The 21,631-nt window shown below is 68.2% G+C and carries 23 protein-coding genes; 5 read left to right on the forward strand and 18 right to left on the reverse strand.

The window, feature by feature from the left end; all coding sequences use genetic code 11:
• Positions 1–39: 39 nt before the first annotated feature.
• The 7 genes from atpG to NUG21_RS17985 all read right to left on the reverse strand — a co-directional run bounded on the left by atpG (position 40) and on the right by NUG21_RS17985 (position 5,392).
• The gene (gene atpG / locus NUG21_RS17955; RefSeq protein WP_160946285.1) at positions 40–903 is read right to left on the reverse strand and encodes a F0F1 ATP synthase subunit gamma; all 864 of its coding nucleotides are present in this window, start codon (positions 901–903) and stop codon (positions 40–42) included.
• 116 nt (positions 904–1,019) lie between these two features.
• The gene (gene atpA, locus NUG21_RS17960; RefSeq protein ID WP_026143773.1) at positions 1,020–2,567 is read right to left on the reverse strand and encodes a F0F1 ATP synthase subunit alpha; all 1,548 of its coding nucleotides are present in this window, start codon (positions 2,565–2,567) and stop codon (positions 1,020–1,022) included.
• 147 nt (positions 2,568–2,714) lie between these two features.
• Positions 2,715–3,242 carry a F0F1 ATP synthase subunit delta gene (locus tag NUG21_RS17965; RefSeq protein WP_019796080.1) on the reverse strand — a complete coding sequence of 176 codons (528 nt, stop codon included), beginning with the start codon at positions 3,240–3,242 and terminating at the stop codon, positions 2,715–2,717.
• A 1-nt stretch (position 3,243) separates the two neighbouring features.
• Positions 3,244–3,714 (reverse strand): F0F1 ATP synthase subunit B, encoded by a 471-nt coding sequence (locus NUG21_RS17970; protein WP_017910291.1) that lies wholly within the window; start codon positions 3,712–3,714, stop codon positions 3,244–3,246.
• A 114-nt stretch (positions 3,715–3,828) separates the two neighbouring features.
• Entirely contained in the window at positions 3,829–4,128 is a 300-nt protein-coding gene (gene atpE / locus NUG21_RS17975) for a F0F1 ATP synthase subunit C (protein ID WP_010340497.1), read from the reverse strand.
• Positions 4,129–4,205: 77 nt separating this feature from the next.
• On the reverse strand, positions 4,206–5,000 hold the full coding sequence (atpB, locus tag NUG21_RS17980) for a F0F1 ATP synthase subunit A (protein ID WP_010340498.1): 795 nt from the start codon (positions 4,998–5,000) through the stop codon (positions 4,206–4,208).
• A 26-nt stretch (positions 5,001–5,026) separates the two neighbouring features.
• On the reverse strand, positions 5,027–5,392 hold the full coding sequence (locus NUG21_RS17985; protein WP_026143249.1) for an ATP synthase subunit I: 366 nt from the start codon (positions 5,390–5,392) through the stop codon (positions 5,027–5,029).
• 444 nt (positions 5,393–5,836) lie between these two features.
• On the opposite strand from NUG21_RS17985, the gene NUG21_RS17990 reads away from it, so the two are divergent.
• Positions 5,837–6,649, forward strand: a complete 813-nt coding sequence (locus NUG21_RS17990; protein ID WP_019796081.1) for a porin family protein — start codon at positions 5,837–5,839, stop codon at positions 6,647–6,649.
• Positions 6,650–6,788: 139 nt separating this feature from the next.
• On the opposite strand, the gene NUG21_RS17995 is transcribed toward NUG21_RS17990, so the two are convergent.
• The 3 genes from NUG21_RS17995 to aceF form a co-directional block, all read right to left on the reverse strand.
• Positions 6,789–7,088 carry a hypothetical protein gene (locus tag NUG21_RS17995; RefSeq protein WP_263391581.1) on the reverse strand — a complete coding sequence of 100 codons (300 nt, stop codon included), beginning with the start codon at positions 7,086–7,088 and terminating at the stop codon, positions 6,789–6,791.
• A gap of 46 nt (positions 7,089–7,134) precedes the next feature.
• Positions 7,135–8,934: a dihydrolipoyl dehydrogenase gene (gene lpdA, locus NUG21_RS18000; protein ID WP_152236502.1), complete on the reverse strand. Its 1,800-nt coding sequence runs from the start codon at positions 8,932–8,934 to the stop codon at positions 7,135–7,137.
• 132 nt (positions 8,935–9,066) lie between these two features.
• Positions 9,067–10,821 (reverse strand): dihydrolipoyllysine-residue acetyltransferase, encoded by a 1,755-nt coding sequence (gene aceF, locus NUG21_RS18005; protein WP_263391582.1) that lies wholly within the window; start codon positions 10,819–10,821, stop codon positions 9,067–9,069.
• 210 nt (positions 10,822–11,031) lie between these two features.
• Here aceF and NUG21_RS18010 point away from each other — a divergent pair, with 210 nt between their 5' ends.
• Complete coding sequence (locus NUG21_RS18010; RefSeq protein ID WP_263391583.1) at positions 11,032–11,775, forward strand: TspO-related membrane protein; 744 nt, start codon at positions 11,032–11,034, stop codon at positions 11,773–11,775.
• A gap of 164 nt (positions 11,776–11,939) precedes the next feature.
• On the opposite strand, the gene NUG21_RS18015 is transcribed toward NUG21_RS18010, so the two are convergent.
• Positions 11,940–12,476, reverse strand: a complete 537-nt coding sequence (locus tag NUG21_RS18015; RefSeq protein ID WP_263391584.1) for a DNA-deoxyinosine glycosylase — start codon at positions 12,474–12,476, stop codon at positions 11,940–11,942.
• A gap of 182 nt (positions 12,477–12,658) precedes the next feature.
• Here NUG21_RS18015 and NUG21_RS18020 point away from each other — a divergent pair, with 182 nt between their 5' ends.
• Positions 12,659–13,288 carry an OmpW/AlkL family protein gene (locus NUG21_RS18020; RefSeq protein ID WP_019796411.1) on the forward strand — a complete coding sequence of 210 codons (630 nt, stop codon included), beginning with the start codon at positions 12,659–12,661 and terminating at the stop codon, positions 13,286–13,288.
• A 107-nt stretch (positions 13,289–13,395) separates the two neighbouring features.
• Here the strand turns inward: NUG21_RS18020 and NUG21_RS18025 are convergent, their stop codons facing one another.
• From NUG21_RS18025 to NUG21_RS18045, 5 genes are all read right to left on the reverse strand, one after another.
• Positions 13,396–13,959 (reverse strand): hypothetical protein, encoded by a 564-nt coding sequence (locus tag NUG21_RS18025; protein ID WP_019796412.1) that lies wholly within the window; start codon positions 13,957–13,959, stop codon positions 13,396–13,398.
• Between the two features lie 13 nt (positions 13,960–13,972).
• Positions 13,973–14,776: a MetQ/NlpA family ABC transporter substrate-binding protein gene (locus NUG21_RS18030; RefSeq protein WP_048492336.1), complete on the reverse strand. Its 804-nt coding sequence runs from the start codon at positions 14,774–14,776 to the stop codon at positions 13,973–13,975.
• A 229-nt stretch (positions 14,777–15,005) separates the two neighbouring features.
• Positions 15,006–15,701 carry a methionine ABC transporter permease gene (locus NUG21_RS18035; RefSeq protein WP_160946278.1) on the reverse strand — a complete coding sequence of 232 codons (696 nt, stop codon included), beginning with the start codon at positions 15,699–15,701 and terminating at the stop codon, positions 15,006–15,008.
• On the reverse strand, positions 15,698–16,705 hold the full coding sequence (locus tag NUG21_RS18040; RefSeq protein WP_263391585.1) for a methionine ABC transporter ATP-binding protein: 1,008 nt from the start codon (positions 16,703–16,705) through the stop codon (positions 15,698–15,700). Before NUG21_RS18040 ends, NUG21_RS18035 begins: the two co-directional genes overlap by 4 nt.
• Before the next feature lie 100 nt (positions 16,706–16,805).
• Positions 16,806–17,702, reverse strand: a complete 897-nt coding sequence (locus tag NUG21_RS18045; protein ID WP_160946276.1) for a DMT family transporter — start codon at positions 17,700–17,702, stop codon at positions 16,806–16,808.
• Positions 17,703–17,995: 293 nt separating this feature from the next.
• Between NUG21_RS18045 and NUG21_RS18050 the strand changes: the two genes are divergently transcribed.
• Both NUG21_RS18050 and NUG21_RS18055 read left to right on the forward strand, forming a co-directional pair.
• Positions 17,996–18,478 carry a YajQ family cyclic di-GMP-binding protein gene (locus tag NUG21_RS18050; protein WP_019798247.1) on the forward strand — a complete coding sequence of 161 codons (483 nt, stop codon included), beginning with the start codon at positions 17,996–17,998 and terminating at the stop codon, positions 18,476–18,478.
• Positions 18,479–18,851: 373 nt separating this feature from the next.
• A complete protein-coding gene (locus NUG21_RS18055; RefSeq protein WP_263391586.1) occupies positions 18,852–19,418 on the forward strand; it encodes a DUF1415 domain-containing protein in 567 nt (188 codons plus the stop codon).
• A 311-nt stretch (positions 19,419–19,729) separates the two neighbouring features.
• Here the strand turns inward: NUG21_RS18055 and NUG21_RS18060 are convergent, their stop codons facing one another.
• Together NUG21_RS18060 and NUG21_RS18065 are read right to left on the reverse strand one after the other, a co-directional pair.
• Positions 19,730–20,437: a pseudouridine synthase gene (locus tag NUG21_RS18060; RefSeq protein ID WP_263391587.1), complete on the reverse strand. Its 708-nt coding sequence runs from the start codon at positions 20,435–20,437 to the stop codon at positions 19,730–19,732.
• Positions 20,434–21,501, reverse strand: coding sequence for a class I SAM-dependent methyltransferase (locus NUG21_RS18065; protein WP_263391588.1), 1,068 nt, complete (start codon positions 21,499–21,501; stop codon positions 20,434–20,436). Before NUG21_RS18065 ends, NUG21_RS18060 begins: the two co-directional genes overlap by 4 nt.
• Positions 21,502–21,631 lie beyond the last annotated feature (130 nt).

The following is a 21,631-nucleotide window of genomic DNA, read 5'->3' on the forward strand; positions in this document are numbered from 1 at the left end:
TCTTGCCGATCCCGATTCTCCAATCCCGAATCCCGGCACTTACACCGCCGCCGCGCCGCCGACGATTTCGGAAATTTCCTGGGTGATCGCGGCCTGACGCGCCTTGTTGTAGACCAACTGCAAGGTGCTGATCAGCTTGCTGGCGTTGTCGCTGGCCGCCTTCATCGCGACCATGCGCGCCGCATGCTCGGAGGCCACGTTCTCCAGCACCGCCTGGTACACCAGCGACTCGATGTAGCGCGTCATCACGTGCTCGAGCACGCTCGCGGCATCGGGTTCGTACAGGTAGTCCCAGTCGTGGTGCGCGACCTGGCTCTCGGCCGCCGGCAGCGGCAGCAGCTGGTCGAAGCTGGCCTTCTGCGTCATCGTGTTGACGAAGCGGTTGTAGACCAGATACACGCGGTCCAGCTTGCCTTCGGTGAACGCATCCAGCATCACCTTGATCACGCCGATCAGCTGCTCCACGCGCGGCTGGTCGCCCAGGTGGCTGACGCTGCCAACCATGTCCACCTTGAGCCGGCGGAAGAACACCGAGGCCTTCTGGCCGATGGTGACCACGTCCACGCCCGCGCCCTGGTCCTGCCACTGGCGCACTTCGCCCAGCATCTTGCGGAACAGGTTGTTGTTCAGGCCGCCGGCCAGGCCGCGATCGGAGGAGATCACGATGTAGCCGACGCGCTTGACCGACTCGCGCTGCACCAGGAACGGATGGGTGTAGTCGGTGCTGGCCTGCGCCAGATGTCCGATCACCTGCTTCATCGCCTGCGCGTACGGACGCGAGGTCTTCATCCGATCCTGCGCCTTGCGGATCTTGGAGGCCGAGACCATCTCGAGCGCGCGCGTCACCTTGCGGGTGTTCTGCACGCTCTTGATCTTGGATTTGATTTCGCGTCCGCCTGCCATGCTCTCGCTCGCTTTGCTCGCTTCGTGGGAATGGGGAATGGAGAATCGGAAATGGGCAAGCCCGGATCCCGCTCCTACGATTCCCTATTCTCTATTCCCGATTCCCTGCAACTGATTTACCAGCTACCCGTGGTCTTGAACTCGCCGATGCCCTTCTTGAACGCGGCCTCGATGTCGCCGTTCCAGTCGCCGGTGTCGTTGACCTTGGCGATCAGCTCGCCCTGGGTGTTGGCGAAGTGGGCGTGCAGGCCCTCTTCGAACGCCAGCAGCTTGTTGACCGGCACGTCGTCGAGGTAGCCCTCGTTGACCGCGTAGATCGACAGCGCCTGGTTGGCGATGGACATCGGCATGTACTGCTTCTGCTTCATCAGCTCGGTGACGCGCTGGCCGCGCTCGAGCTGCTTGCGGGTGGCTTCGTCCAGGTCCGAGGCGAACTGCGCGAACGCCGCCAGCTCGCGGTACTGCGCCAGCGAGATGCGGATGCCGCCGGAGAGCTTCTTGATGATCTTGGTCTGCGCGGCGCCACCGACGCGCGACACCGAGATACCGGCGTTCACCGCCGGGCGGATGCCGGCGTTGAACAGGTCGGTTTCCAGGAAGATCTGGCCGTCGGTGATCGAGATCACGTTGGTCGGCACGAACGCGGACACGTCGCCGGCCTGGGTCTCGATGATCGGCAGCGCGGTCAGCGAACCGGTCTTGCCCTTGACCTCGCCCTTGGTGAACTGCTCCACGTACTCCTCGGACACGCGCGCGGCGCGCTCCAGCAGGCGGCTGTGCAGGTAGAACACGTCGCCCGGGTAGGCTTCGCGGCCCGGCGGGCGCTTCAGCAGCAGCGAGATCTGGCGGTAGGCCACGGCCTGCTTGGACAGATCGTCGTACACGATCAGCGCGTCTTCGCCGCGGTCCATGAAGTACTCGCCCATGGTGCAGCCGGCGTAGGCGCTGATGTACTGCATCGCCGCCGATTCGGAGGCGGTCGCGGCGACCACGATGGTGTGCGCCAGCGCGCCGTTCTCTTCCAGCTTGCGCACGATGTTGGCGACGGTCGAGGCCTTCTGCCCGATCGCCACGTACACGCACTTGATGCCGGTGTTCTTCTGGTTGATCACCGCGTCGATGGCCAGGGCGGTCTTGCCGGTCTGGCGGTCGCCGATGACCAGCTCGCGCTGGCCGCGGCCGATCGGGATCATCGCGTCGACCGACTTGTAGCCGGTCTGCACTGGCTGGTCGACCGACTTGCGCCAGATCACGCCCGGCGCCACGCGCTCCACCGGCGCGGTCTGGCTGGTGCCCAGCGGGCCCTTGCCGTCGATCGGCTCGCCGAGCGCGTTGACCACGCGGCCCAGCAGTTCCTTGCCCACCGGCACTTCCAGGATGCGGCCGGTGGTCTTGGCCACGTCGCCTTCGCGCAGGTTCTCGTAGTCGCCGAGCACCACGGCGCCGACCGAGTCGCGCTCCAGGTTCAGCGCCAGGGCGTAGGTGTCGTTCGGCAGTTCGATCATTTCGCCCTGCATCACGTCGGCCAGGCCGAAGATGCGCACGATGCCGTCGGACACGCTGGTGACCGTACCTTCGTTGCGCGACTCCGCGGCCAGCTTGACCTGCTCGATGCGGTTCTTGATCAGTTCGCTGATTTCGGAGGGGTTGAGCGTGGTTGCCATCTTGGTTTCCTTCGGATCGTCCATCGCGCAACGGCGGATGGCGACGTGTGGTTAGCTTCTTTGAGAATCGGGAATGGGGAATCGGGAATCGCGGGTGGCGTCGCCGCCGGGCCGGGTTCTCTCCTCTCTATTCGCCATTCCCGTTTCTTAGTGGGCCAGTGCGGACTGCAGACGCGAGAGCTTGCCTTTCAACGAACCGTCGATGACCACGTCGCCGGCGTCGATCACCGCGCCGCCGATCAGCGAAGCGTCCACCGCCGTGGTGATCTCGACCTCGCGGCCGAAGCGCTGCTTCAGCGCCACCTTCAGCGAGGCCACCTCGGCATCGCTCAGCGCCGTCGCGGAGGTCACGTTGGCCTGCACCACGCGCTCGGCCTCGGCTCGCAGCTGGTCGTACAGACCGGCGATCTCCGGCAGCAGCGGCAACCGCTGGCCTTCGGCCAGCAGGCTCAGGAAGCGCTGGTACTGCTCGTCGGACGCTTCCGGCGCCAGCAGCGACACCGCCTGCTCCCGCTGCAGCAGCGGGTTGTGCAGCAGCGCGGCCACGCGCGGGTCGGCCGCGACCTGGGCGGAGAACGCCAGCGCCTGCGACCAGGGCGCGAGCTTGCCGGCGTCGCTGGCCGCGGCGAACGCGGCGCGAGCGTAGGGACGCGCCAGTGTGAGGGCCTGGCTCATCTCAGATCTCCGCCGCCAGCTCGTCGAGCAGCGCCTTATGGGCGTTGGCGTCGATTTCGCGCTTGAGCAGCTTCTCGGCGCCGCTCACCGCCAGCAGCGACACCTGGCGACGCAGGTCCTCGCGCGCGCGGTTGGCCGCGGCGTCGATCTCGGCCTGGGCCAGTTCCTTCTGCCGGTTGGCTTCGACGATCGCCTCGTGCTTGGCCGCCTCGACGATCTGGTTGGCGCGCGCATGCGCCTGGTCGATGATCTCGTTGGCCTTGATGCGGGCGTCCTTCAACGCTTCGTTGACCTTTTCCTGCGCCTGCGCCAGATCCTTCTGGCTGCGATCGGCGGCGGCCAGGCCTTCGGCGATCTTCTGTTGGCGCTCTTCGATGGCCTGCATCAGCGGCGGCCAGATCTTGGTCGCGACGATCCAGATCAGACCGGCGAACGCCAGCGCCTGGGCAAAGAGGGTGAGACCGATATTCATGGGGTACGCTCAGCCAATGGTGACGGGGTGGACGCGCCGCCAGCGCGGCGACGCGTCCGAACCTTCATCCGTAGCGGCGGCCGCCGGTGGCGACCGCACGCCGGTACGACGGGATCAACCGCCCTGCGGCAGACGCGCGACGAACTCGCCGATCATCGGGTTGGCGAACGCGAACAGCAGGCCGACCGCGACGCTGATGATGAACGCGGCGTCGATCAGGCCGGCGGTGATGAACATGCGGACCTGCAGCACCGGGATCAGTTCCGGCTGGCGCGCGGCCGATTCCAGGAACTTGCCGGCCATGATGGCCAGACCGAGGCCGGCGCCCAGCGCGGCCAGGCCGATCATGATGCCGACGGCGAGGACGGTGGAGCTCTGGACTTGGGCGAGGTTGGTCAGGACGGCGAAGTACATGGTTTTCTCCAGGAACAAAGTTGCTTGAGGATGGTGAATCGAACGAAGGGTTGCTTAGAACGCGTGAAACAGAAACGTCAGTGGCTGTCTTCCGCCAGGCTCAGGTACACGATGGACAGCATCATGAAAATGAACGCCTGCAGCGGAATCACCAGCAGGTGGAACAGCATCCAGCCGAAGCCGAACGCGCCGCCGGCCAGCGCACCGAGGATGCCGGCACCGCCCAGCACCCAGATCAGCAGGAACACGATCTCGCCGCCGAACATGTTGCCGAACAGTCGCATCGCCAGCGACACCGGCTTGCTCAGCCATTCGACGATATTGAGGATCAGGTTGAACGGCAGCATCCACTTGCCGAACGGCGCGGTGAGGAATTCCTTGGTCATCCCGCCCACGCCCTTGGAGCGCAGCGAGAAGAACAGCATCAGGAAGAACACGCTGATCGACATGCCCAGGGTGGCATTGACGTCGGCGGTGGGCACCGGCTTCCAGTAGTGCACGCCGGCCCAGCCCAGCGGGATCGCGAGGAAGTCCGCCGGGATCATCTTGATGAGGTTCATCAACAGGATCCAGAAGAACAGGGTGATCGCGATCGGGGTCACCAGCTTGCTGGTGCCGTGGTAGGTGTCCTTGGCCTGGCGGTCGACGAACTCCAGCATGATTTCCACGAACGCCTGCCACTTGCCGGGCACGCCGGCGGTGGCCTTGCGCGTGGCCAGCCAGAAGCCGAACACCATCAGCAGGCCCATCAGCAGCGACATCACCAGGGTGTCGACGTGCAATTGCCAGAACCCGCCTTCCTGCACCTGGAAGGTGAGGTTGTGCAGATGGTGCTGGATGTAGGAGGTAGGGGTTTCTGCCTCGCCCGCCATGAGTCCTGAGCCTTTTCTTGATTCGATCAACGCCTGGCCAGAGCCAGAACCTGGAACATCAGCCCGACGGCGATACCCGCCAACAGGGCCAGAGGAGGCAACCGCCACCAGGCAAAGCCCAGCGCCAGCACCGCGAACACCAACACCCACTTCAGCACCATGGCCACGATCAGCCGCGCCAGCGCCGAGCCTGCCGCCTGCACACCGCCATTGAGCGCGGTGCGTGCGGCCAACCATCCCCCTGCCACGGTCGCCAGCCCGGTTGCGGCGGCGCCCATCGCGTACTTCGGTCCCAGCAGCAGGAACAGCAGGGACACCACGGCCACCGCCACCAGCGGGTAAATCGCTGCGCGCAGCATCAGCCGCCGACCCGCATCAACGGAGTTCAGCACAGAAAATCCTGCAATTGGTGGTGGATTGAGGACGTCTTCGCGTCCGTCGAGCCGCGGAATTATAGCAATGGGACAATTTGCGAGACAACCGCCAAGGGTCCTGATGGCGTCCGCAGGCCCGTCCGCTCGTAGACGATAGCACGGCGGCCGCCCGCCACCGGCACCGAATGCGGCGTCGCAGCACGTCTTTGCGGGGGAACTTTCTGTCCACTGCCCTGTCTGATCGGACAGGGACTGCGCCCATCCTCGTCGGCCCACAGCACAGACCCGCCGAGCCCCGGTCCTTGCCGGGGCTCTTTTGTTGCGCGTTCTGGGACGCGTGTGCCGGGTCGAGCCACCATACTTTCACGAATGGTGGACGCAGATTTAAGGATAGTGGCGCCACGCGCTGGCATTGCCATCGACGCCCTATCCAAAATCCCAAGACGACGGAGCTTGTCCCCCATGAAACACCTGCTTGCCCTGGCGCTGCCCTGCGCGCTCGCCGCCGCTTATGCCCTGCCCGCCCACGCCGAAGACGGCGACGACCGCTTCACCCTGCGCGTGGGCGCGATGAACGTGGACAACGACAACACCCTGCGCGGCAATGCCGTGATCAACGGCAACGCCATTTCCGGCTCGCAGGACTTCAACTTCGGTGGCAAGGAATGGGAGCCGCGCGTGGACGGCGTGTTCCGCCTCAGCACCCGCCAGCGCCTGATCTTCGACTACTTCAAGTTCGACAAGGACCGCCGCGAGGAACTGGGCCAGGACGTCAGCCTGGGCGGCGTGACCGTGCCGTCGGGCAGCTTCGTCAAGGGCGAGCTGAAGTACCAGGTGGCCAGCCTGGTGTACGACTACTCGGTGATCGACAACCCGCAGTTCAGCATGGGCCTGCAGATCGGTGCCGAGTGGGCCAAGGTGGAGTCCAATGCCTACGCCGACCTGGGCCCGGTCTACACCGGCACCTTCCTGGACGAGAGCGAAGACGGCGCCGCGCCGGTGGTCGGCCTGCGCTTCACCGCGCACCCGAGCGAGCACTGGCTGTTCAACATCCAGGGCCAGTACCTCAACACCAAGTGGGGCGATTTCGGCGACTACGACGGCGACCTGAGCCGCGCCAACGCCATCGTCGAGTACCGCTTCACCCGCAACTTCGGCATCTTCGCCGGCTACGACTGGTTCAAGCTGGACGTGGACCGCAAGCGCGACAACGCCAGCGTCGGCCTGAAGCAGGAGTTCAAGGGCCCGGTCGCGGGCGTGACCTTCGCGTTCTGATTCTTTCGGGACCCGGGACCCGGGACCCGCGAGCAGCTTCATGCAGAACCCCGCAGCGATGCGGGGTTCTGTCGTTTAACGGGTACGCGTGGCCGATGGCCAACGCGGTGGCAGCGGCGTTGCGGCAGCCGAAACACGCTCAAGGCGGCTTGGTCGCACCGGCCACCAGCAGGTGCCGGTGCGTCGTGCAGTAGCACTCGTCGTGCCAGCCGTAGTGCGGGTCGGTGCAGATCGCATGCTGCACCGACGCCGGCAGCGACGCCACGTCGCTGCGCAAGTCGCGCTTCAGCGACACGAAGACCGAGCCGGGATGCGGCCAGTCGGTCCGCCGCGGCGGCTCGGCGATGCGGTTGCCGCCGGCCAGTTCGCGTTGCAGCAGCGCCTGCAGTTCCGGACATAGCGTGCCCTGCCCCACCTCGACCTCCCTGCATCGGTCCACCACGGCCACGACCGCACCGCGCGCGGCGGCGCGGTCGCTCAGGACATCACTTCTTCTTGGGGATGTACAGATCGGTGATGGTGCCGTCGTAGACCTCGGCGCTCATGCCGACCGACTCGCTCAGGGTCGGATGCGCGTGGATGGTGTGGCCGATGTCCTCGGCCTCGGCGCCCATCTCGATCGCCAGGCCGATCTCGGCCAGCAGGTCGCCGGCGTGCACGCCGACGATCGCGCCGCCGATGATGCGGTGCGTCTCCTCGTCGAAGATCAGCTTGGTGAAGCCCTCGGTACGGCCGATGCCGATGGCGCGGCCGCTGGCCGCCCACGGGAACTTGGCCACGCCGACCTTCAGCCCTTTGGCCTTGGCCTCGGTTTCGGTGACGCCGACCCAGGCGATTTCCGGGTTGGTGTAGGCCACCGACGGGATCACCCGCGCCACCCACTCCTTCTTCTCGCCAGCGGCCACTTCCGCGGCCAGCTTGCCCTCGTGGGTGGCCTTGTGCGCCAGCATCGGGTTACCGACGATGTCGCCGATGGCGAAGATGTGCGGCACATTGGTACGCATCTGCCGGTCGACCGGAATGAAACCGCGCTCGGTGACGTTGATGCCGGCCTTGTCGGCGCCGATCTTCTTGCCGTTGGGCGCGCGGCCCACCGCGACCAGCACGCGGTCGTAGGTGGTGGCGGCCAGCGCCGGGGTCTCGCCCGCGGTAGCGGCCTCGAAGGTCACGGTGATCCCCTTCTTGTCGGCCTTGACCTCGGCCGCCTTGGTCTTGAGATGGACCTCCACGCCCTGCTTCTTCAAGCGGTCGGCCAGCGGCTTGACCAGGTCCTTGTCGGCGCCCGGCATCAGCTGGTCCATGAACTCGACCACGGTCACCTTGCTGCCCAGCGCGCTGTACACGGTGGCCATTTCCAGGCCGATGATGCCGCCGCCGACCACCAGCAGGGTCTTGGGAATCTCCTGCAGTTCCAGCGCGTCGGTGGAGTCCATCACCCGCTTGTCGTCCCACGGGAAGTTCGGCAGCTTCACCGCCTGCGACCCGGCGGCGACGATGCAGTGCTCGAAGCGCAGCAGCTGGGTCTTGCCGTCGGCACCGACGATTTCCAACTCGTTCGGCGACACGAACGACGCCACACCGGTGACGGTGCGCACCTTGCGCTGCTTGGCCATGCTGGCCAGGCCGCCGGTGAGCTTGCCGACCACCTTCTCCTTGTACTCGCGCAGCTTGTCCAGGGTGATCTTGGGCTTGCCGAAGTCCACGCCGAAGTCGCCGGCATGGGCCACCTCGTCGATCACCGCGGCCGCGTGCAGCAGCGCCTTGGACGGAATGCAGCCGACGTTGAGGCAGACGCCGCCGAGGCTGGCGTAGCGCTCGATCAGCACCGTGTCCAGGCCCAGGTCGGCGGCGCGGAACGCGGCGGTGTAGCCGCCGGGGCCGGCGCCGAGCACCACCATCTTGCACTCGATGTCGGCGGGCTTGCCGCTGGCCAGCGCCGGCTTGGGCGCCGGCGGCTCGGCCGGCGCGCGGTGCGACGGCGCCACCGGCGGCTTGCTGGCCGGCACCTCGGCCGGAGCCGCGGCGGGCGCGCCTGCGGCGGCGCCATCGGCGGTCTCCAGCAGCGCGATCACCGCGCCCTCGGACAGGGTGTCGCCGAGCTTGACCTTCAGCTCCTTGATCACGCCGGCAGCCGCGGACGGCACTTCCAGCGTGGCCTTGTCCGACTCCAGCGTCACCAGGCCCTGATCCTTCTTCACCGTGTCGCCGACGGCGACCAGCACCTCGATGACCGGAACGTCGCTGTAGTCGCCGATATCCGGGACCTTGACCTCAATGACCGCCATGCAGCTTCTCCTGTGACCCCTCGCCGCGGCGAGAGGCATTTGCAGTTCGTCGGCGCGACCGCGCAAACAGGCGGCGCGCGCAGGTGGGGGAAAACCGGCGCCGCGACAGACGCGGCGCCGTGACGACAGGGCTTACAGCAGCACGCGGCGCATGTCCGCCAGCACCTGGCTCAGGTAGGTGGTGAAACGCGCCGCGGCAGCGCCGTCGATGACCCGGTGGTCGTAGCTCAGCGACAGCGGCAGCATCAGCTTCGGGGCGAATTCCTTGCCGTTCCAGACCGGCTGGATCGAGGACTTGGACACGCCCAGGATCGCCACTTCCGGCGCGTTGACGATCGGAGTGAAGGCGGTGCCGCCGATGCCGCCGAGCGAGCTGATCGAGAAGCAGCCGCCGCTCATGTCGGCCGGGCCCAGCTTGCCGTCGCGGGCCTTCTTGGCCAGCTCGCCGCTCTCGCGCGCCAGTTCGACCACGCCCTTCTTGTCCACGTCGCGGATCACCGGCACCACCAGCCCGTTCGGGGTGTCGGCGGCGAAGCCGATGTGGAAGTACTTCTTCAGGGTCAGGTTCTCGCCGCTGGCGTCGAGCGAGGCGTTGAACTCGGGGAACTGCTTCAGCGCCGCGGCGCTGGCCTTGAGCAGGAAGGCGAGCATGGTCAGCTTGATGCCGGCCTTCTCGTTCTCCTTGTTCAGCGCCACGCGCAGGGCTTCCAGGTCGGTGATGTCGGCCTGCTCGAACTGGGTGACGTGCGGGATCATCGCCCAGTTGCGCGCCAGGTTGGCGCCGGAGATCTTCTTGATCCGCGACAGCGGCTTGACCTCGACCTCGCCGAACTTGGCGAAGTCCACCTTCGGCCACGGCAGCAGGTTCAGGCCGTTGCCGCCCGCGGCAGGCGCGGCCCCGGTAGCGGCCGGCGCGGCGCCGGACAGCGCCGCCTTGACGTAGCGCTGCACGTCATCCTTGGTGATGCGGCCGCCCTGCTCCGAGCCGCTGACCTGGAACAGGTCCACGCCGAGTTCGCGGGCGAACACGCGCACCGCCGGGCTGGCGTAGGGCACCTTCTGCGGCAGCACGCTGTCGGCGTCGAAGGCCACCGGCGGGCTGCTCTGGGTGGCGGACGGCGCGGCCGCCTTGGCCGGCGCCGTGGCCTGGACCTGGGCGATCTCGCGCTGGGCCAGCTTGTCCGGCGCGGACGAGGCCGGCACCGGCTCCACGCCGCCGCCGGTCTCGGCGCTGGGCTGGACCGCGGATGCGGACGGCGCGTCGGCATCGCTGCCGGCCACTTCGATCAGCGCCACCACCTTGCCCTCGGACAGGCTGTCGCCGACCTTGACCTTGAGTTCCTTGACCAAGCCGGCCACCGACGAGGGCACTTCCATCGTCGCCTTGTCCGACTCCAGGGTGACCAGGCCCTGGTCCTTCTTGACCGTGTCGCCGACCGCGACCAGCACCTCGATCACCGGCACGTCGCTGTAGTCGCCGATGTCCGGCACCCGCGCCTCGACCACGCCGGCGGGCGCGGCAGCGGCCGGGGCGGGCTTGACCGCGTTCTGCGCGGGCGCAGCGGCCGGGGCGGCGGCCTGCTGGGCCGGCGCGGGCGTGGCCTTGGCGGCCGCAGGCGCCGCGGGTGCGGCACCGGCACCGCCTTCGGCCACTTCGATCAGCGCCACCACCTTGCCCTCGGACAGGCTGTCGCCGACCTTGACCTTGATCTCCTTGACCACGCCGGCGAACGGCGACGGCACTTCCATCGTCGCCTTGTCCGATTCCAGGGTGACCAGGCTCTGGTCCTTCTTCACCGTGTCGCCGACGGCCACCAGCACTTCGATTACCGGGACGTCGCTGTAGTCACCGATATCGGGGACAAGTGCTTCCTTGATTTCGGCCATGCGGGCAACTCCGGCAACTAATGAGGGGGAAACCCCTATTGTGGCGGCCCGCAGCCGCAGCGCCAACCTTTGCCGGACAAAAAAGCCCGATCGCCTGCACCCGGCGCCGCTGCCGGCGGACAGTACGCCGGCGCATGTTGCGCACCAGCGCCGGTGCGCCGCCTTCACGGCGCCGCGGCTAGGCTCGCCGCAGATTTCCGGAGGGCAGGCATGCGGATCCTGGTGCTGTTGATGGCGTTGGCGATGCCGCTGGTCGCCTGGTTCGCGCAACGCGGTGCGTTCGGCCCCACCAATGGCGCCATCTCCGACCGCTACCCGACCCTGATCGTCGCCGCCGGCTACGCCTTCGCGATCTGGGGCGTGATCTTCCTGCTCGACCTGGCCTTCGGCCTGTGGCAATGCAGCGCGCGGCGCCGCCGCGGCAGCGCGCTGGCACAGGTGCGGGCACCGGCGGCGCTGGGCTTCGCGCTGACCGCGGCGTGGATGCCGGTGTTCTCCCAGCAGCACTTCCTGCTGGCGCTGGCGGTGATCTGGACCGCGCTGGCGGCGATGCTGCTGGCCGCGCTGCGGCTGTCGCGCGATCCGGCGGTCGAACCCGGTCAGACCCTGTGGGCGTGGCTGCCGCTGTCGCTGCACGCCGGCTGGCTGTCGCTGGCGGCGTTCCTGAACACCGCACAGGTGATCGTGGCCTACCGCTGGCTGCCGACCGAGCGGATGCTGCCGTGGAGCCTGGTGCTGTTCGCGCTGGCGGCGGCGCTGCTGCTGGGCATGAACCGGGCGATGCGCGGCAACCTCGCCTATGCGGCGGCGGCGCTGTGGGCGCTGGCCGCGGTCTACGTCAAACAGGCCGGGAGCACGCTGGCCGGTGCGCAGACCGCGGCATGGGTGGCCTTGCTGCTCGCCGCGCTGTTGGCGCTGCAGACGCTGTGGTTGCGCCTGCGCGCGCGCCGCTGATCCAGCGGCGTGACGCCAGGGCAGCTCCAATCACCTGTTTTTGCCACACAGCGCGCCGTCTCGCGTAGGAGCGGCTTCAGCCGCGACGAGGCGCTCTCTCGACAACGCGCTGTCGCGGCTGAAGCCGCTCCTAGGCACGTGCCGCCTGTGGGGGCGTCTTCCAATCACCGGCCCGTCGGCGCGCGCAACCAGTGCTGCAGCGGCGACCACGCCTGCAGCAGGCGCGGCCAGGCGAAGGCGGCATTGGCCGGGCTGCTGGACGGCAGCGACAACAGCTCCAGCGGCGGATCGCGCAGCGGCAACTGCGGCTGCACGAAGCGCGCGAACGCCTGCGCCGCCGCCGCGCCGTTGCAGGCGATGGCGCGCAGCTGCGGCAACTGCGCGATGCGTTCGGGCAAGGCATTGGGCACTTCGCTGCCGCGCACGATCGCCGCGTCCAGGCTGCCGCGGCGCCGGCACTGGCCGATCACGTCCCACAGGCCCACGCCGGCCGCGTGCAGCGCCTGCACCCGCGCTGCAGCGTCGAGCGCCGGATCGACGTCGCACAACGCCGCCATCAGTGGCCAGAATCGGTTGCGCGGATGCGCGTAGTAGCGCGACTGCTGCAACGACGCCGTACCGGGCATGGAGCCGAGCACCAGCACTCGGCAATCGTCGCGTATCTGCGCGGGCAGCCCCTGCAACAGCGACTGCGTCGTCACGTCGCACGCATCAGGATGAACGGCCAAAAGTCTTAAAACCTCGTTATTTCAAGCATCAAGCGCAAGTGCCTGAACGTCGCCTGCATTCGTCCGGCGAGGGTCGGCGACGATTCATCTTCTCATCGATACGGTGTGCGCGCCCACTCCCGTGGCCCCACAAGAAAAAGATGAGGAGATACCCCATGCGGTCCATTCAGATCCTGAGCCTGGCTGTCGTGTCCGCCCTTGCGTTTGCGCCCGCCGCATTCGCACAGGATGCCGATACCGCTTCCGGCAAGCACTTCTCCGTCGTCGGCAGCGCGACCCTGCTCGACCCGCATTCCAAGCCGGCGGCCGGCCTCGACGTCGATGGCGGCCCGGCGCCGACCATCAGCGCCAGCTGGCTGATCGACGACAACTGGGCGGTCGAACTGTGGGGCGCTGCCGACAAGTTCAACCACCGCGTCAAGGCCGACGGCATCGGCAAGGTCGGCACCGTCGAGCAGCAGCCGATCGCGCTGAGCGGCCAGTACCACTTCGGCCAGGCGGACAACGTGTTCCGTCCGTTCGTCGGCGTCGGTTACTACGAGTCCAACTTCAGCAACGAGAAGCTCGCCGGCCTCGACGCCGACCAGCACATCAGCCTGGACACCGCCAAGGGCGCCATCGGCACCGTCGGCGTGGACATGAACATCAACTCCACCTGGTTCGCCCGTGCCGATGCGCGTTACATGCACTCGCGTCCGGAGCTGAAGGTGGCCGGCGAAGGCACCGGCGAAGACCTGAAGCTGGATCCGTGGCTGTTCAGCTTCGGCGTCGGCGCGCGCTTCTAAGCGTTCCGTCTCCAGTGCTTGCGCAAACGGGCCCGACAGGGCCCGTTTGTTTTTGTGCGTGCGTTACTTGCAACAACACCAGCGAAACTGCATCGCGTACGCAGCCCTCAGCGCGGCGAGCGATCGAAACCGCGGTAGCGGGTGTAGCGACGCAGGCGACGCCGCAACAGCCAGGCGTAGGCGCAGGCATAGCCGAGCAACAAGGCCGCGGCCGCCAGCAGGCTCGCATGACTCATCCAGCCCTCGGTCGGCCAGGCGGCGCCATCGACCAGGCTGCGCCAACCCTGCCACACCCCGGCACCGATGCGGATCGCCACCAGCGCGGTCATGCCCAGCGCCAACCACAGGTTCGGCGTGTAATGCAGGCCGTGCGGCAGCGGTTCGAATCGGGTGGCGACACTGCCGAGCGCACCCAGCAGCACGCCGATGCCCCAGCCGACCAACGCATGCGTGGCTGCTCCGGCCCACCAGTGCCCGGCGATCAGCGCGAAGACCAGCAGCACCACGCTGGACAACAGCGCCGACCACAGTTGCACTGCGACCAGCCAAGCGCGCGCCTGGCGCCGCGCCGTGCCCACACGGAACCGCTGCAGCAGCGACAGCGGCAACAGCACCGCGGTCACCGCCAGCGCGATCACGATCGCCAGCGGAATGGCCAGCAGCAGCGGCATGCGCGCGGGCCGATCAGAACGCCGGCAGCACCGCGCCCTGGTACTTGCGCTGGATGAAGGCCTTCACTTCCGGGCTGGTCAGCGCCTTGGCCAGCTTCTGCACCCGCGGATCGTCCTTGTTGTCGGGACGCGCGACCAGGAAGTTCACGTAGGGCGAATCCTTGCTCTCGATCGCCAGTGCGTCGCGGGTCGGATTGAGCCCGGCGTCGAGCGCGTAGTTGGTGTTGATCAGCGCCAGGTCGACCTGGTCCAGCACCCGCGGCAGCATCGCCGAATCCAGCTCGCGGAACTTCAGCTGCTTGGGATTGGCGACGATGTCGCGCTGGGTGGACAGCGCGTTGCTCGGATCCTTGAGCTTGATGACCCCGGCCTTGTCCAGCAGGATCAGCGCGCGGCTGTTGTTGCTGGGATCGTTGGGGATCACCACGTCGGCGCCCTGCGGCAGCGCGTCCAGCGACTTGTAGCGGCGCGAATAGGCGCCGAACGGCTCGATGTGCACGCCGACCACGGTGACCAGGTTGCTCTTGCGGTCGCGGTTGTAGGCCTGCAGGTAGGGCTCGGTCTGGAAGTAGTTCACGTCGATCTGCTTCTGCACCACCTGGTCGTTGGGCTGCACGTAGTCGTTGAACACGCGCACGTCCAGGGTCACGCCCTGCTGCTCCAGCATCGGCTTGACCACCTCCAGGATCTCGGCGTGCGGCACCGCGGTGGCGGCGACGCTGAGGTGGTCGCTGGCGGCACCAGCATCGGGCTTGCCGCAGCCGCCGAGGACGAGCACGGCGCTGGCGAGCAGGAGGCGGAACGGGAATCGGGTCATGTCAGGTATCCGGGAAACGTGGGGAAGGAGAAGGGCAGCGGCCAGGTCTGTCAGCACGCTAGCAGACCCGGCCTCGCGCTGCGGCGAAAGGCCGGGGATTGGCGCCCTGGCGCAGGCGCGGCGCTCGTCCCGGCGTGTGGGATCCGGCACCGCGCCCGCGCTGGCGGCAGCGGTCGCGGCTGATCCCGCAAAGGGGGCAAGCGCCGCTCCTACGCCGGCACGCGGGACATCAGCGCCGGCTGTAATGCGCGACCAGGCGATCGCCGAGCATCTGCAGCGCCTGCACCAGCAACAGCAGGATCACCACCGTCACCAGGGCCACGTCGGCATGCGAGCGCTGGTAGCCATCGCGGTAGGCCAGGTCGCCGAGGCCGCCGGAGCCGATCGCGCCGCCCATGGCGGTGAAGCCGATCAGGGCGATGGTGGTCACCGTGGCGCCGGCGATTAGGCCCGGCCGCGCCTCCGGCAGCAGCACGCGCGTCACCAGTTGCCAGGTGGTCGCGCCCATCGCCAGGCTGGCCTCGACCACGCCGCGGTCCACTTCGCGCAGCGCGGTCTCCACCAGCCGCGCGTAGAACGGCGCCGCGCCCACCACCAGCGGCAGGATCGCGCCGCGCACGCCCAGCGAGGTGCCCATCGCCCACAGCGTCAGCGGGATCATCGCGATCATCAAAATGATGAAGGGCACCGAGCGCAGCACGTTGATCACCAGCGCCAGGCTGCCGTACAGCAACGGCTTCTGATGCGTCTGGCGCGGGCCGGTGAGGAACAGCAGCACGCCCAGCGGCAGGCCGATCAGCAGGGTCAGCGGCAGCGAGCCGCCGAGCATCAGCAGCGTATCGACGGTAGCGCGGCCGATCTCGCTCCACTTGCCGGCATCGAGATTGCGGAAGAAGCCGCTGGCGGCGGTGGCGAACGGCATCATCGGCGCAACTCCTGCACGTGCACGCCGGCAGCGACGAACTCGGCCTGCGCCGCATCCATGTCGCCACCGACCAGGGCCACGGTGAGCTGGCCGTAGGGGGTGTCCTTGATCCGGTCGATGCGCCCGGACAGGATGTTGTAGTCCACCGCCGTGGCGCGGGCGATGCGCCCGAGCAGCGGCGCGTAGGTGTCTGTGCCGAGGAAGGTCAGGCGCAGGATGCGCCCGTCCACCGCGGTGAGGTCGCGGTGCAGGTCGCCCTCGTCGACGTGCTCGGCTTCGGAGACGAAGCGCTTGGTGGTCGGATGCTGCGGATGCAGGAACACCTCGGTGACCGGCCCGCTCTCGACCAGGTGCCCGGCATCGAGCACCGCCACGCGGTCGCAGACCCGGCGGATCACTTCCATCTCGTGGGTGATCAGCACGATGGTCAGGCCCAGCTCGCGGTTGATCTGCGCCAGCAGCGCCAGCACCGAGGCGGTGGTCTGCGGATCCAGCGCGCTGGTGGCCTCGTCGCACAGCAGGATCCGCGGCCGCGTGGCCAGGGCGCGGGCGATGCCGACGCGCTGCTTCTGCCCGCCCGACAGCTGCGCCGGGTACTTGCCGGCATGCGTGGCCAGCCCGACCCGCTCCAGCAGCTCGGCCACCCGCGCGTCGATCTCCGCGCGCGGCGTACCGGCCAGTTCCAGCGGGAAGGCGACGTTGCCGGCGACCGTGCGCGAGGACAGCAGGTTGAAGTGCTGGAAGATCATGCCCACGCGCTGGCGCAGGGTCCGCAGCCCGGCGCGGTCCAGCGCGGTGACGTCCTCGCCGTCGATGAGCAGGCGCCCGCCGCTGGGCTCCTCCAGCCGGTTGATCAGCCGGATCAGGGTCGACTTGCCGGCACCGGAATGGCCGATGATGCCGAACACCTCGCCGGCCTCGATGCGCAGGTCGAGCGGATGCAGCGCCACGACCGGCTGGCCGGCGACGGAATAGGACTTGTGCAGGCGCTCGAACTGGATCAACGCGCGGGACCGGCAGCGACGGGGGGCGCAAAGCCTAGCAGGCCAAGGTGGCGTGCGTTATTCCATTCGATTCTAACGTAGGCGCGCATTGCGGAGTGGGCTACGGCCGCGCCTGCGGCGGCGGGTGCGCCACCGCGCGGATCCGCTCGCGGTGCAGCAGGTACAGGCCGCTGGCGACGATGATCGCCCCGCCCACCCAGGTCCAGGCATCGGGCAGCTTGCGCCACAGCAGCCAGTCCCAGGGGATCACCCACAGCAGGCCGCTGTATTCCAGCGGCGCCACCAGCGAGGCGTCGCCGCGGCGGAACGCCTGGGTCAGCGCCACCTGGCCCAACGCCCCGGCCAGGCCCATGCCGGCGATCCAGCCGGTGTCGGCCGGGCGCAGCGGGGTCCAGTCCGGGAGCGCCAAGGCGCCGGCACCCAGCGCCATGAGCAGCAGGAACCACACCACCAGCGACTGCGGCGTGTCGGTGCGCGCCAGCAGGCTGACAAGCACCGAGGCCACCGCGTACGCGACGGCCGCCAGCAGCACCATCAACCCCGGCAGCGAGACGAACCCGTCCATGCCGGGGCGCAGCACCACCAGCACGCCGACCAGGCCGACGCCGATCGCCGCCCAGCGCCGCGGCCCCACGTATTCGCCCAGCAGCGGCACCGACAGCGCGGCCACCAGCAGCGGCGCGACGAAGTAGATGGTGTAGGCGGTGGACAACGGCAGGCTGCGCAAGGCCCAGGCGAAGCAGCCGATCATGACGATGCCGAGCACGCCCCGCAGCAGATGCAAGCCCCAGCGCACCGGCCAGATCGCGCGCGGCCCAGCGCTGGCCAGCACCCACACCAGCACGAACGGCAGCGAGGCGCCGCCGCGCAGCGCCGCGACCTGCAGCGCCGGATAGTGCGCGCTGAGTTGCTTCATCGACGCATCCATCAGCGAAAAGAACGCGACCGCGGCGATCATCCACGCAGCGGCGGCGGCATTGGAACGGGAACTGGGCATCGGCGCATTATCGCCGCGATCGGCGATGTACGTGGTGCCGGAGCGCGTCGCGTCGGGACTGAAGTCCCTCCCACATGGCTCCAGCCCCGGCTGCAGCGGCTGACACAGCCTTCTGTGAGAGCGGCTTCAAGACATCTCCTGATCACCTGCTTTTCTCCGCGCATCGCGCTGTCTCGTAGGAGCGGCTCTTGTCGTGTCGGCGCAGGGCACTTCTGCGAATCCCCAACCCCGAATCTCCGCCCCATGCACGACCCGCACGTCTTACGATAGGCATCTTTGCCGAGGACTCACCCATGCCTTCCTTCGATATCGTGTCCGAAGTCGACAAGCACGAACTGACCAATGCCGTCGACCAGGCCAACCGCGAACTGTCGACGCGCTTCGACTTCAAGGGCGTGGAGGCCAAGTTCGAACTGGACGACCAGGTCATCACGCAGTCGGCGCCCAGCGACTTCCAGGTCAAGCAGATGACCGACATCCTGCGCGCGCGCCTGCTGGCACGCGGCATCGACGTGCGCTGCCTGGAGTTCGGCGACGTGGAGACCAACCTGGCCGGCGCGCGGCAGAAGATCACCGTCAAGCAGGGCATCGAGCAGAAGCTGGGCAAGAAGATCGTGGCCACGCTCAAGGAGGCCAAGCTCAAGGTGGAAGCGCAGATCAACGGCGACAAGCTGCGGGTCAGCGGCAAGAAGCGCGACGATCTGCAGGATGCGATCGCGCTGCTGAAGAAGAGCGATTTCGAGCTGCCGCTTCAATTCGACAACTTCCGCGATTGAGCGCAGTCCGCCGCCCCTCGGATCGGAGCAGAACGCAAGACGGGCCGGACACCTGCCCCGGCCGCGCCCGCCTGACGGCGACACCGCGGCCTTGCGACTCGACAGCGTGGGCCAGGCGACAGCCACGCTGCTGTCGCAGGCCCGCGATGGCACGCGCTGCAAGCGGCATGCCGGGGTGGCCGCACAGCACCCGCAGGGTCAGCTTCGATGCCCTGCGTTCGTCGCGCATCACGCCACCTGCAGGAGCGGCTCCAGCCGCGATGGCGTTCCAGAAAAGGCCGCGTCGCGGCTGAAGCCGCTCCTGCGCATGCGCCAACCGGGATGATTCGGGGTGTCCTACAATCGCCTGCCTTTCCAAGCCAGCCCCGCGACGATGCACAACGAAATCCCCGGCGACGCGCCCGACTACCTGGGCGACACCCGCCGCTGGCTGGAACGCGCGGTGATCGGCCTGAACCTGTGCCCGTTCGCCAAGGCGGTGCACGTCAAGCAGCAGATCCGCTACGTGCTCAGCGACGCGAGCACGCCCGAGGCGCTGCTCGAACAGTTGGCCGAGGAACTGGTGCTGCTGCGCGACACCCCGGCCGAGCAGATCGACACCACGCTGATCGTGCACCCGGACGTGCTGCAGGACTTCCTCGACTACAACGACTTCCTCGACAACGCCGACGCCGCGGTCGAGGCGCTGGACCTGCAGGGCATCCTGCAGGTGGCCAGTTTCCACCCGCAGTACCAGTTCGCCGGCACCGCGCCGGACGACATCGGCAACTACACCAACCGCGCGCCCTACCCCACCCTGCACCTGCTGCGCGAGGACAGCGTGGAGCGCGCCGTGGCCGCCTTCCCGGACGCGGACGTGATCGTCGAGCGCAATCTCCAGACCCTGGAGAAGCTGGGACTGGAGGGCTGGAAGCGGGCGGTTGAGGGGCGGGATTCGTGATTGGGAATTGGGGATTGGGGATTTGCAAAGGCAGGACGCGTGGTCGTTGCCGTTGCCAATCCGCATTCCACACATCCCGCGTAGGAGCGGCTTCAGCCGCGACCAGCCGTTACCGGTAACGCCCGGTCGCGGCTGAAGCCGCTCCTACGAGAGCTGCGCTGCACGCATCGTTGAAGCGGCCCATGCGCGCGGTTCAAGACGCGATCGTCCAGCGCAATCCGTCAACCTGGCGACGTTGGGATCAAACCGACATCGGCAAAGGCACGGCGTCGCGACGCCACGCGCCTTTGCCAATCCCGAATCCCCAATCCCTATTCCCCACCGTCGAACAAGCGCGCCACGTCCGCCGCCTCAAGCACCCGCCACTGTCCTGAAGGCAGATCGCCCAGGCCGAAGCCGCCGATGCGGCTGCGGTGCAGCGCGGCCACGTGGTTGCCGACGGCGGCGAACATGCGCCGCACCTGGTGGTAGCGGCCTTCGTGCAGGGCGACGCGCACCTGACGCTGCCCCAGCGTCTCCAGTTCCACCGGCAGCAACGGCGTGGTCTCGCCGTCGAGCATCAGCGTGCCGCTGGCGAATTGCGCCGCTTCGTCGCCGCGAAGGTCCTCGGCCAGGGTGGCCTCGTAGACCTTGGCCAGCCGCGCCTTCGGCGAGACGATGCGATGCAGCAGCGCGCCATCGTCGGTCATCAGCAGCAGGCCGCTGGTGTCGCGGTCCAGCCTCCCGACCGTGGACAACAGCGGCGAGCGCAGGCGGAAGCGCGGCGGCAGCAGGTCGTAGACGATGCGTCCCGGATCCTTGGTCGAGCAGGTGTAGCCGACCGGCTTGTGCAGCGCCAGGATCAGCCCGGGCGGCGGGTCCAGCGGCTCGCCGTCGACCCGGATCGCCGCGTGCGGCACCTGGTCGTCGGCGTACAGCACCTCGCCGTCGGCATCGGTGATGCGGCCTTCGCGGAACATCAGCGCCACCTGCTTGCGGCTGCCATAGCCCAGGTTGGCCAGGTGCTTGACCAGTTTCATCGGCGCGCTCCGCGGCTGCGCACCGCGTGGATCAGCTTGAAGCCGTCGCGGGTGGCGAGCACCTCGGTTTCGCCGAAACTGGCGTCGAGCACCGCCTCGTAGGGCAAATGCCGGTTGGCGACCAGGAACAGCCGCCCGCCAGGCGCCAGCGCCTGCGCCGCCACCGCGATGAAGCGCCGGCCGATGTCCGGCCGTTCCATCCGCCCCGGCGCATGGAACGGCGGGTTGCTGACGATGACGTCGTACTGCCCGGGCAATCCGGTGGTCACATCGTGCCAGTGGAAGCCCAGCGTCACTCCGGCCGGCGCCTGCGCCAGGTTGGCGCGCGCCAGCGCCAGCGCGCGCGCGTCGGCCTCGAACAGGTCCAGCGCGGTCAGCTGTGGACAGCGCGCCAGCAACTCCGCGGATAGATAGCCGTAGCCGGCGCCGAGATCGGCGGCACGGCCGCGCAGGTCGGCGGGCAGGTGCTCGGCCAGCAGCGCCGAGGCCGGGTCGATGCGGTCCCAGGCGAACACGCCCGGGCGACTGCGGAAGCGCCCGTCCAGGATCGGCCGCACCGCATCCAGTTTCGCCCAGCGCTGCTGCAGCGCGGCGTCGTGGCCGCCCTGCAGCGGCGCGGTCCAGTACACCCGGCAGTGGTGCTTGGTCAGCTTGCCACCGAGACCGGCCAGTTGCTGCAGGTCGTCCTCGCCGGAGCGCGCGCCCTCGTTGTTGGCCTGGCAGGCCACCACCACACCGCCCGGCGCGGCCAGCGCCACCGCACGCGCCAGCAACGCCCGCGCTTCCTCGCGCTGGCGCGGCGGCAGCACCAGCACCAGCGCGTAGCCGCCGGCATCGGCATCGCCGTCCTGCTCGGCGCGTACGGTCCAGCCACCTTGCTGCAGCGCACTGGCGAACGGTCGGTAATCCTGCTCGCAGACCAGTTGCGACGGCTGCGCGTGCTGGCGCAGCGCCCAACCGTCGCGGGCGCGCAGGAACAGCACCTTGCCGGCCGGCCAGCGCAGCACGCCCTGGGCGAACGGCAGGAACAGGGTCTCGAGAGGGGCGTCTTGCGCGGCCGGCATCGGGCGTTGTCTTCGGAACAGGGACGCGCATTCTACCGGCAGCGCGCGGTGACCCTCGGTTTTGCGCGAATCCAACGCATCATTGATGTTTCGGCAACATCGCCGCGCCTAGGCTGCAAGGCACCCAATG

The organism is Xanthomonas sp. CFBP 8445, from assembly GCF_025666235.1.
GTDB classification, from domain to species: domain Bacteria; phylum Pseudomonadota; class Gammaproteobacteria; order Xanthomonadales; family Xanthomonadaceae; genus Xanthomonas_A; species Xanthomonas_A indica.

Coding starts and splice junctions, on each gene's coding strand:
- atpG (WP_160946285.1), bottom strand. CDS start 903: ATGGCAGGCGGACGCGAAATCAAATCCAAGATCAAGAGCGTGCAGAAC.
- atpA (WP_026143773.1), bottom strand. CDS start 2,567: ATGGCAACCACGCTCAACCCCTCCGAAATCAGCGAACTGATCAAGAAC.
- NUG21_RS17965 (WP_019796080.1), bottom strand. CDS start 3,242: ATGAGCCAGGCCCTCACACTGGCGCGTCCCTACGCTCGCGCCGCGTTC.
- NUG21_RS17970 (WP_017910291.1), bottom strand. CDS start 3,714: ATGAATATCGGTCTCACCCTCTTTGCCCAGGCGCTGGCGTTCGCCGGT.
- atpE (WP_010340497.1), bottom strand. CDS start 4,128: ATGTACTTCGCCGTCCTGACCAACCTCGCCCAAGTCCAGAGCTCCACC.
- atpB (WP_010340498.1), bottom strand. CDS start 5,000: ATGGCGGGCGAGGCAGAAACCCCTACCTCCTACATCCAGCACCATCTG.
- NUG21_RS17990 (WP_019796081.1), top strand. CDS start 5,837: ATGAAACACCTGCTTGCCCTGGCGCTGCCCTGCGCGCTCGCCGCCGCT.
- lpdA (WP_152236502.1), bottom strand. CDS start 8,934: ATGGCGGTCATTGAGGTCAAGGTCCCGGATATCGGCGACTACAGCGAC.
- aceF (WP_263391582.1), bottom strand. CDS start 10,821: ATGGCCGAAATCAAGGAAGCACTTGTCCCCGATATCGGTGACTACAGC.
- NUG21_RS18010 (WP_263391583.1), top strand. CDS start 11,032: ATGCGGATCCTGGTGCTGTTGATGGCGTTGGCGATGCCGCTGGTCGCC.
- NUG21_RS18020 (WP_019796411.1), top strand. CDS start 12,659: ATGCGGTCCATTCAGATCCTGAGCCTGGCTGTCGTGTCCGCCCTTGCG.
- NUG21_RS18025 (WP_019796412.1), bottom strand. CDS start 13,959: ATGCCGCTGCTGCTGGCCATTCCGCTGGCGATCGTGATCGCGCTGGCG.
- NUG21_RS18030 (WP_048492336.1), bottom strand. CDS start 14,776: ATGACCCGATTCCCGTTCCGCCTCCTGCTCGCCAGCGCCGTGCTCGTC.
- NUG21_RS18035 (WP_160946278.1), bottom strand. CDS start 15,701: ATGATGCCGTTCGCCACCGCCGCCAGCGGCTTCTTCCGCAATCTCGAT.
- NUG21_RS18045 (WP_160946276.1), bottom strand. CDS start 17,702: ATGCCCAGTTCCCGTTCCAATGCCGCCGCCGCTGCGTGGATGATCGCC.
- NUG21_RS18050 (WP_019798247.1), top strand. CDS start 17,996: ATGCCTTCCTTCGATATCGTGTCCGAAGTCGACAAGCACGAACTGACC.
- NUG21_RS18055 (WP_263391586.1), top strand. CDS start 18,852: ATGCACAACGAAATCCCCGGCGACGCGCCCGACTACCTGGGCGACACC.
- NUG21_RS18060 (WP_263391587.1), bottom strand. CDS start 20,437: ATGAAACTGGTCAAGCACCTGGCCAACCTGGGCTATGGCAGCCGCAAG.
- NUG21_RS18065 (WP_263391588.1), bottom strand. CDS start 21,501: ATGCCGGCCGCGCAAGACGCCCCTCTCGAGACCCTGTTCCTGCCGTTC.